This is a genomic window from Kitasatospora sp. NPDC057542, assembly GCF_042801945.1.
GTDB lineage: Bacteria > Actinomycetota > Actinomycetes > Streptomycetales > Streptomycetaceae > Kitasatospora.
In genome coordinates this window covers 1-8,657 of sequence record NZ_JBHVFE010000388.1, presented here as the reverse complement: position 1 = coordinate 8,657, position 8,657 = coordinate 1, and the positions used below count along the sequence as shown (strand labels likewise).

Below are 8,657 nucleotides of genomic sequence, written 5' to 3'. Positions count from 1 at the left end.
GCTCGTGGAGGAGCTTGCCCTTCTCCGTGCCCGCGGTGATGCCCCATGTCCGGCCACTGGCCGGCGGCGCGCGGCTACGCCCGGGCCGACAGTCCGTAGCGGTGCTCGGGGCGGCCGGTGTCGCCGTACCGCAGGGTCAGCCGCAGCCGGCTGTCCCGTTCCAGCTGCTTGAGGTAGCGCTGCGCGGTGGAGCGGCTCAGCCCGGTGGCGTCGGCGACCTCCTGGGCGGACAGCGGCCGGCCGGCCCGGCGCAACACGCCCATCACCAGGTCGGTGGTGGGCGCGGAGTGGCCCTTGGGGAGCGCCCCGGCCGGGGCGGCGGCGCTGCGGAGGGTCGCGAACAGCCGGTCCACCTCGTCCTGGCCGGCCTCCCGGGCCGGGGCGGCGAGCGCGTGCCGCAGCTGTGCGTACGCCACCAGCTTCTCCCGCAGCCCGGCGAAGGTGAACGGCTTGACCAGGTACTGGAGCGCGCCGTGCTGCATCGCGGCGTGCACCGTCGAGACGTCCCGGGCGGCCGTCACCATCATCACGTCGCAGGCCACCTGGCGTTCCCGCAGCCGGCGCACCAGGGCCAGGCCGGTCTCGTCGGGCAGATGGTGGTCGAGCAGCAGCAGGTCCACCGGTCGGCGCTCCAGGGCGGCCAGCGCCTCCCCGGCCGAGTGCGCGGTGCCGGTCACCCGGAAGCCCGGGACCTTGGCCACGTACGCGGCGTGCACGTCCGCGACCCGGAAGTCGTCGTCCACCACGAGTACGTCGATCATCACGCCTCCGCGAGCTGAGTGGTGAGCAGGGCCTCGGGCAGCTCGACGGTGAACCGGGCGCCGCCGAGCGGCCCCGTGTCGAGCACGATCCGGCCGCCGGTCCGCTCGACCAGCCGCCGCACCATCGCCAGCCCCAGCCCGCGCGGACGGTGCGCGGGCGCGTCCTTGCTGGTCCACCCCTCTTCGAAGACCTGTTCGCGCAGGTCCTCCGGCACGCCCGGGCCGCTGTCCGCGACCTGCAGCAGCAGGGTCGGGCCGGCCGCCGCCAGGCTCACCTCCACCCGGCCCCCGCCGCCCGCGGCCAGCGCGTCCACCGCGTTGTCGATCAGGTTGCCGAGCACGGTCACCAGCGCCCGGGCGTCCACCACCGCGTCGGGCAGGTGCGCCGCCGGGGCCAGCGCCAGCCGGACCCCGCGCTCGCCCGCCACCGAGGTCTTGCCCGCCAGCAGCGCCGCCACGTGCGGGTCCTGCACCTGCTCGGCGATCCGCGCGGCGACCACGGCGTGCGAGCCGGACTGCTCCGAGATGAACGCGACCGCGTGCTCGTGACGGCCCAGCTCCAGCAGGCCCAGCAGGGTGTGCATCCGGTTGGCGTGCTCGTGGTCCTGGGCCCGCAGCGCCTCGGTGAGGCTGCGGGTGGTGTCCAGTTCGCGGACCAGTGACTCCAGCTCGGTGCGGTCCCGCAGGGTCACCACCGCGCCGCCCTCGGGCGTGGCCATCCGGTTCACCACCAGCACCCGGTCGTCCCGTACGGCGGGCAGGTCGGCGCCCGCGATCCGCCCGGCGAGCACGTCCGCCAGCCGGCCCGGCGGCAGCACCGCGCCGATCGGGCGGCCGGTGCAGTCCTCGGGCAGGCCGAGCAGCCGCAGGGCCTCGTCGTTGGCCAGCCGGATCCGGCCGCGCTCGTCCAGCGCCACCATGCCCTCGCGGATGCCGTGCAGCATCGCCTCCCGTTCCACCAGCAGCGCCGAGATGTCGGCCAGCGCGATGTTGTGGGTGCGGCGCTTGAGGCGGCGGGCCATGAGGAGGGTGGCGAGCGTCCCGGCGGCCAGTCCGGCGCCCGCGCACAGCAGGATGCCGGTGAGCATCTTCAGCAGCCGGCGGCGGATCGAGTCGTCGCTGATGCCGACCGAGACCTCGCCGACGATCCGGCCGTCCGCCATCCGCAGCGGCACCTTGCCGCGGGCGGTGCGGCCCAGGGTGCCCTCCTGGATGGCGGTGACGCTGCGGCCGCTGAGCGCGGGCTCCGGGTCGGTGCTGACCCGCTGGCCGATCCGGCCCGGGTCGGTGTGCGAGAGCCGGATGCCGTCCAGGTCGGTGACCACGACGAAGCTGGCGCCGGTGGCCAGCCGGATCTGCTCGGCGTTGCGTTGCGCGGCCACCACGTCGCGGTCGGCGGCGGCCCGGGCGATGCTCTCGTCGGCGGCGGTGGCCTGGGCGATCGACAGCGCCCGCTGCATCGCGTCGTGGTCCAGCTCGCTGCTGACCGGGGCCAGGAACAGCCCGGCGGTCACGGCGGTGACACCGACGGTGACGACGGTCTGGCTCAGCAGCAGCTGGGCGAAGACCCGGCGGGGCCGACGGGAGAGCTTCATCCGGGCCTCCTCTCGACGGCTGCGGGGGATCGGGCGTCCTCGGGGCGGTCGGGGCGCCTGCGGGTGGGGTCGGGACACCCTATGTTTCCGGGGTGTTTCTGTCAGCCGCGTCCCCGCAGTTGTAGCGGAAGCAAAACGAGCAGAACACCCCCTATGCGCAGAAGTCGCACTACGCGAAGAAGGCTCCCGCCGGGGCCGGGCCCGCTCCTACCTTTCCGGGGCAGCCACACGGACCCTGGAGGATCGAATGCGTGAGCGAGCACGGCGAGTGAACCATCGAGAGGTGCCACTCGTGCGAAGCACCGGCCGAGCGAAGCGAGGTGGGGCATGAGCACCCCGGCGATCGAGCTGACCGGCGCGACCAAACGGTTCCGCACCCCCTCCGGGGCGCTGCACACCGCGGTCCGCGATCTCGATCTGATCGTCGCCCAGGGCGAGTTCGTCGCCGTCGTCGGCCCCACCGGCTGCGGCAAGTCCACCACGCTGACCCTGGTCAGCGGTCTGGAGGAGCCCACCGAGGGCGAGGTCCGGGTGTACGGCGAGCCGGTGCGCGGGATCGACCCCAAGGTCGGGTTCGTCTTCCAGCAGGACGCCGTCTTCCCGTGGCGCACCGTTCTGTCCAACGTGATGGCGGGCCCGCGCTTCCGCGGCGTGCCCGCCGCCGAGGCCAGGGAGCGGGCCCGGGACTGGCTCGGCCGGGTAGGCCTGGCCGCCTTCGAGGACCGCTACCCGCACCAGCTGTCCGGCGGCATGCGCAAGCGCGTCGCGCTCGCCCAGACCTTCGTCAACGACCCGGCGATCCTGCTGATGGACGAGCCGTTCTCGGCGCTGGACGTGCAGACCCGGGCCCTGATGTCGGACCAGCTGCTGGAGCTGTGGGCGGGGACCGGCTCGTCGGTGGTGTTCGTCACCCACGACCTGGACGAGGCCATCGCGCTCGCCGACCGGGTCGTCGTCATGACGGCCGGACCGGCCACCGTCAAGGAGGTCTTCACCGTCGACCTGCCGCGCCCGCGCACCGTGGAGGCCGTCCGGCTGGAACCGAGGTTCGTCGAGCTGTACCGCGAGATCTGGGCCTCGCTCGGCGAAGAGGTCCGCATCACCCGGGAGAGAGGAGCGGGTCGTGCCGCTTGAGACCACGTCCGCGTCCGTGCCCGAGTCCGCGCCGGGCGTCGCCGGGAAGCCCCCGGCCGTCACGACGAGAACCGAGGCGCGCGAACGGGCCGCCCGCAACCGGAGGTTGGGTGTCTACGGCGCCCGGGTCGCGGTGCTGCTCGCCTTCCTCGGGCTGTGGGAGGTCTGCGCCCGTACGGACGTCATCGACCCGTTCAACTTCTCCCAGCCGTCCAGGATCTGGGACCAGATCTGGCAGTGGATCACCCACGGCACCGCGCAGGGCTCGCTCGGCGAACAGATCGGCTACACCCTCTACGAGGCCCTCACCGGCTGGGTGATCGGCGTCATCGGCGGTGTGCTGCTGGGCATCGCGCTCGGCCGGATCCGTTTCCTGGCCGACGTGTTCGGGCCGTACATCAAGGTGCTCAACGCCATCCCGCGGATCGTGCTCGCGCCGATCTTCCTGATCTGGTTCGGTCTGGGACCGGCCTCCAAGGTCGCCTCCGCGGTGGTGCTGGTGTTCTTCCCGGTGTTCTTCAACGCCTTCCAGGGCGCCCGCGAGGTGGACCGCAACCTCGTCGCCAACGCCCGCATCCTGGGCGCCGACAACCGCAAGGTCACCCTCCAGGTGGTCATCCCCGCCGCCACCACCTGGATCTTCACCAGCCTGCACGTCAGCTTCGGCTTCGCGTTGATCGGCGCCATCGTCGGCGAGTACATCGGCGCCACCAAGGGACTCGGCCTGCTCGTCGCGGCCGCCCAGGGCACCTTCAACGCGGCCGGCGTGTACGCGGCCATGACCATCCTCGCCGTCGTCGCACTGCTCACCGAGGGGCTGCTGACCTTCGCCGAGAAGAAGCTGTTCCGCTGGAAGCCCGCCGACGCGGGCGACGGGCGCTGACCCCGGCGCCGCCGTCAGAGCCGCCGACTCCCCCCTGCCGTAAGAAGAGAGAGGCACCACCCATGCGCAGATCCGCTGCCGCCGCCCTCGCCGCCGTCCTGCTCCTCCCGCTCTCCGCCTGCGCCAACGACGCCGCCACCGCCGGCCACGGCGCGGTCGCCGCCCCTGCCGGGCAGCAGGTCGACGGGCCCAAGGTCAAGATCATGGTCGGTGGCCTGGACAAGGTCATCTACCTGCCCGCGATGCTCACCCAGCGGCTCGGCTACTTCGCCGAGGCCGGTGTCAACGTCGAGCTGATGACCGAGCCCGCCGGCGTCAACGCCACCACCGCCCTGCTCGCCGGGGACGTCCAGGGCGCGGTCGGCTTCTACGACCACACCATCGACCTCCAGGCCAAGGGCAAGAAGGTCGAGTCCGTGGTGCAGTTCGCCCAGGCGCCCGGCGAGGTCGAGGTGGTCTCCGTCAAGCAGGCCGACGCCGTCAGGTCCGGTGCCGACTTCAAGGGGAAGAAGCTCGGCGTCACCAGCATCGGCTCCTCGACCGACTTCCTCACCAAGTACCTCGCGGTCAAGAACGGCACCGCCGTCAGCGAGTTCAGCCCGATCGCGGTCGGTGCCGGCCAGACCTTCATCGCCGCGCTCCAGCAGGGCAGCATCGACGCCGGGATGACCACGGACCCGACCGTCGCCGCCATCCTGGACAAGGGCCTCGGCAAGATCCTGTACGACATGCGCACCCCCGAAGGTTCGCGCGAGGCGCTCGGCGGGCTGTACCCGTCCTCGTCGCTGTACATGAACACCGACTGGGTGGAGAAGAACAGGGACACCACCCAGAAGCTCGCCAACGCCTTCGTGAAGACCCTCACGTGGATGTCCACCCACAGCCCCGAGGAGATCGCCGCGAAGATGCCCGCCGACTACGCGCAGGGCGGCGCCGAGCAGTACGCGGCGGCGATCAAGGCGACGCTGCCGATGTTCACCACGGACGGCGTGATGCCGGCCGACGGGCCGAAGACGGTGCTCTCGGTGCTCGCCGCGTTCCACCCGGACGTGAAGGGCAAGGAGGGGTCGATCGACCTGTCGAAGACGTACACCACGGAGTTCGTCGCCAAGGCCGCGGGCTGAGCCCTCGGCGGCCGGGTCCTGGACGGCGGCGGTCCTGCGGGTAGCGGTCCCGCGCCCACCCCCACGGGCGCGGGGCCGCTTCTCACCGGCCCCGGACCGACAGCACGTCCATCCGCGAGGGTGTCCCCGCCGCCTTGCCGCAGCTCTCCGGACGCGCCGGCTCGCTCACCGTCTCGATCACGTCCACCTCCCAGGACCGGCCGTCCCGGTGCAGCACCGTCACCAGCCAGCGGCCGTCGCCGTCCGGCCGCTGGGTGAGCGTCAGCACGTCCACCCCGGTCTCGCCGGTGGCCAGCCGCACCGCGTGCTCGGCCGCCTGGCCCGGACGCTCCCAGCCCGAGCAGCCCCGCGACCACTCCGGCACCATGTGCCCGGCCGCCGTCGCCGCCAGCACCTCCTTGGCGCTCTCCGGCGTCAGCCGCCCGTACGCGTAGCCGTACGGCAGCACCAGCATGGTGGGGGAGAAACGGTGCCCGCCCAGGTGGGTGACCTCCCACACCTCGCTGTGCCCGGCCGCGGCCAGCTCCGCCGCGAGCGGACGGCCCAGCAGTGCGCAGCAGCGGTCCCGCCGCCCGTTGGTGCACACCAGGGCCACCGGGCCGCCGACGTGCGCCGTGCCGAAGCCCGTGTGGTTGCCGGCCCCCAGCGCCGCGAAGTCCAGCTCCAGCAGCTCCGCCGGGTCCGTCACCCCGGCCCGGCGCACCCAGCCGCGGCCCGGCACCGAGTGGGCCACGATCACCTCGTGCCGCGCCGTCGGCAGGCAGTCCGCGTGCCGCCCGGGCCGGCGGATCAGCGCCACTCGCACGCCCGTCCCGGCCGCGGCCGCCTCCAGCGCCCGCCCGACCGCCGCGTCCAGGTGGCTCTCGCCCAGCGCCTTCGCGCCCCACGGCCCGTTCTGCTCCACCAGCAGCCAGGTGGTCGCCACTGCCGCCGTCGCGGCCAGCGGCTCCGAAAGTTCACGCGACACGGTCGCACAGGTGCTCACCCCGGCAAGGCTACCCTCAGCTGATCACCCTCACTCGATCACCCGAACGCGGCCCTCACCCGCTGGGCGACCGCCTCGTCCACCATCTCGTACAGCGGCTCGGAGACGGTCGGGAGGTCGGCGAACTCCAGGTGGATGCTGCGGACGACGTCCGCGAACAGCTCCGAGTAGAGCACCCAGTCCTCCGGGCAGGGGGTGCTCAGCTCCAGCGAGAGCAGCTCGATCTCGTTCGGCAGCGGCAGGTGCACCTGGATCACCGAGGTGGTCAGTACCCCGTCGACGAGCGGGACCGCCAGGCCGTCCAGCGGGGTCGCCCCGTCGTCGACCGCGGTCGCGACGGCGTCGATCACCGCCACCGCCCGCCCGGCCGGCAGCTCGACCGCCGTCACCTCCGCCTCCGGACGGGACAGGGCCAGCCGGGTGAGCAGGAAGTCGACGGCGCCCGCTTAGTCGGTGCCCTCCAGTGGGCACAGCGAGGCCGTGATCGTGGCCATGCTCGGACGGCCGTCCACGTCCACCAGGCACATCCCGGCGTGGATCACCCCGGCCTCCGCCATCGGCGGGATCAGCTCCGCCAGCGCCACCGCCCAGCGCACCCGCACCTCCTCGGGCTGGGAGGCCAGCACCTCGCAGACCAGCTCCCAGAGCTCCTCGGCCACCTGGTCGTCGGTGCCCAGCACCGGGACCTCGTGGAAGGCGGGCGGGACGACGAAGCGGATCTGAAGGCGGGTGTCCCCGGTGGCTGTCGGAATGTCGGACATTGGGCCTTCCGCGGAGGTCATGAGGGCTTGCGGATCCGGTTGCACACGTCCAGCCAGGCCGGCGGGACGGGGACCGGGACGCCGTACGCGCGGGCCTCGATGAGCAGGTCGAGGTAGGCGTTGGCGTGGTCGTGCATCCCGGAGCGGTGCCAGGTCCGGTACGTCTTCAGAGCCGGCAGGGCCGCGCACACACCGACGGCCATCAGTCCGATGGCGGCTGATCGGAACTGTTGGGCGCGCTCGATGTGAGAGGGATCCTGGCCGATGGAGAAGACGGTCACGGCCGTGAGCAGAGCCAGGATGGAGACCGACCTCCATGCGAGGTGCCAGTGGCGGCAGCGCCGCAAGGTGGTGAGCAGTCCCCGGACGGCCTGTTCGTTGAGGAAGTCGAGGGCGTACGGAGCACCGATTTCACGTGCCCGGCCGGCCAGTGTCCAGTGGCGCGTGAGTGCGGCGGCCGGCAGCACCGGGAACTTCGGGTCGATGACGGCGTCTGTCGGCCACCACGAGCCGGACGGTGCGGGAGCAGCGGAGGGGTGCGCGGTCGGGGCAGTGGGGTACGGGGCCGGGGCGGTCGGTGGTCGCGGAGCGGCCGCGGCGTCCTGTTCCCACGAGGCCCGATCGGTGTCGGCTCCCCACTCGGCGGGAATCTGGAAGGGCATCCCCGCGCGCCTGGCCTGGCTCAGTAGATCGATGTACGCGGTGAAGTGCACGGAAGCGTTGGTCTTTGCCGAGCCGCGGTTCGCGTCCCATATCCAGAGTGCGATTCCGGCCGGAACCCCCAGGATCACCGCCGCCCAATTGCCGCTGATCGAGGAGACCGCTATGCCCATGATGATGAGCAGCAACGCCAGTTCGTCGAAGGAGTCCAGCCGGTTCCGTAGCCGCAGGTGTCTGATCACCACGTTGCGGGCCACGTCGTCGTTCAGCAGGCTGACCCCGTAGAGCGTCTCGGCCCGCCGTGCCGCCTCGGCCACTTCGGGTATGGCGGCGAGCTGTCCGCCCGAAACGGGTAGTGTCACACGGAGGTCCTTGACCATGAGTCTTCCTCTCAGCCGACGGCGTTCAGGAACGGTGCGGACGCCGGTCGGTACGCGGGCTTCGGAAGCGGTCCCGGGGCCTCGACGCGTGACTCCCGAGCCTTCTCCTTCTCCTCGTCCTGGCCCCATGCGGTTGCCGCACTCGTCGAGTTGTTTGGACACTGTTTTCATCCGGCCCATGTCGATCTTGAATTCTTCGGCCAACTCCCCCTACCCCCAAGGGTGGTGATGTGCTGTTGGAGCACCTGTTCGGTGAACCTAACCCATGGGATGGCAAAGTCCCGGCCATGGCCGGGAATTGGAGATCACCCTTCCGGATTCCCGGTCGTACGGGCACGAAAAAGCGGAGGGGCACCGGATGGTTCCGGTGCCCC

The 8,657-nt window shown here is 72.1% G+C and carries 9 protein-coding genes; 3 read left to right on the top strand and 6 right to left on the bottom strand.

Features of this window, described 5'->3' with window-relative positions; genetic code table 11:
* Positions 1-74 precede the first annotated feature (74 nt).
* Positions 75-761 (bottom strand): response regulator, encoded by a 687-nt coding sequence (locus ACFU7Y_RS33810; RefSeq protein WP_224280351.1) that lies wholly within the window; start codon positions 759-761, stop codon positions 75-77.
* On the bottom strand, positions 761-2,356 hold the full coding sequence (locus ACFU7Y_RS33805) for an ATP-binding protein (protein ID WP_380770656.1): 1,596 nt from the start codon (positions 2,354-2,356) through the stop codon (positions 761-763). Before ACFU7Y_RS33805 ends, ACFU7Y_RS33810 begins: the two co-directional genes overlap by 1 nt.
* A gap of 327 nt (positions 2,357-2,683) precedes the next feature.
* On the opposite strand from ACFU7Y_RS33805, the gene ACFU7Y_RS33800 reads away from it, so the two are divergent.
* The 3 genes from ACFU7Y_RS33800 to ACFU7Y_RS33790 all read left to right on the top strand — a co-directional run bounded on the left by ACFU7Y_RS33800 (position 2,684) and on the right by ACFU7Y_RS33790 (position 5,497).
* The gene (locus ACFU7Y_RS33800; RefSeq protein ID WP_380770655.1) at positions 2,684-3,490 is read left to right on the top strand and encodes an ABC transporter ATP-binding protein; all 807 of its coding nucleotides are present in this window, start codon (positions 2,684-2,686) and stop codon (positions 3,488-3,490) included.
* 16 nt (positions 3,491-3,506) lie between these two features.
* Positions 3,507-4,373, top strand: coding sequence for an ABC transporter permease (locus tag ACFU7Y_RS33795; protein ID WP_224280364.1), 867 nt, complete (start codon positions 3,507-3,509; stop codon positions 4,371-4,373).
* Between the two features lie 62 nt (positions 4,374-4,435).
* Positions 4,436-5,497: an ABC transporter substrate-binding protein gene (locus ACFU7Y_RS33790; RefSeq protein WP_224280357.1), complete on the top strand. Its 1,062-nt coding sequence runs from the start codon at positions 4,436-4,438 to the stop codon at positions 5,495-5,497.
* 82 nt (positions 5,498-5,579) lie between these two features.
* Here ACFU7Y_RS33790 and ACFU7Y_RS33785 read toward each other — a convergent pair whose 3' ends face one another.
* From ACFU7Y_RS33785 to ACFU7Y_RS33770, 4 genes are read right to left on the bottom strand one after another with little or no spacing between them, the layout of a single operon-like run.
* Positions 5,580-6,482 (bottom strand): sucrase ferredoxin, encoded by a 903-nt coding sequence (locus ACFU7Y_RS33785; RefSeq protein ID WP_380770654.1) that lies wholly within the window; start codon positions 6,480-6,482, stop codon positions 5,580-5,582.
* Between the two features lie 38 nt (positions 6,483-6,520).
* Complete coding sequence (locus tag ACFU7Y_RS33780) at positions 6,521-6,871, bottom strand: hypothetical protein (protein ID WP_380770653.1); 351 nt, start codon at positions 6,869-6,871, stop codon at positions 6,521-6,523.
* A 57-nt stretch (positions 6,872-6,928) separates the two neighbouring features.
* Positions 6,929-7,243 carry a hypothetical protein gene (locus ACFU7Y_RS33775; protein WP_380770652.1) on the bottom strand — a complete coding sequence of 105 codons (315 nt, stop codon included), beginning with the start codon at positions 7,241-7,243 and terminating at the stop codon, positions 6,929-6,931.
* 17 nt (positions 7,244-7,260) lie between these two features.
* Positions 7,261-8,265 (bottom strand): hypothetical protein, encoded by a 1,005-nt coding sequence (locus tag ACFU7Y_RS33770; protein ID WP_380770651.1) that lies wholly within the window; start codon positions 8,263-8,265, stop codon positions 7,261-7,263.
* Positions 8,266-8,657: the final 392 nt, after the last annotated feature.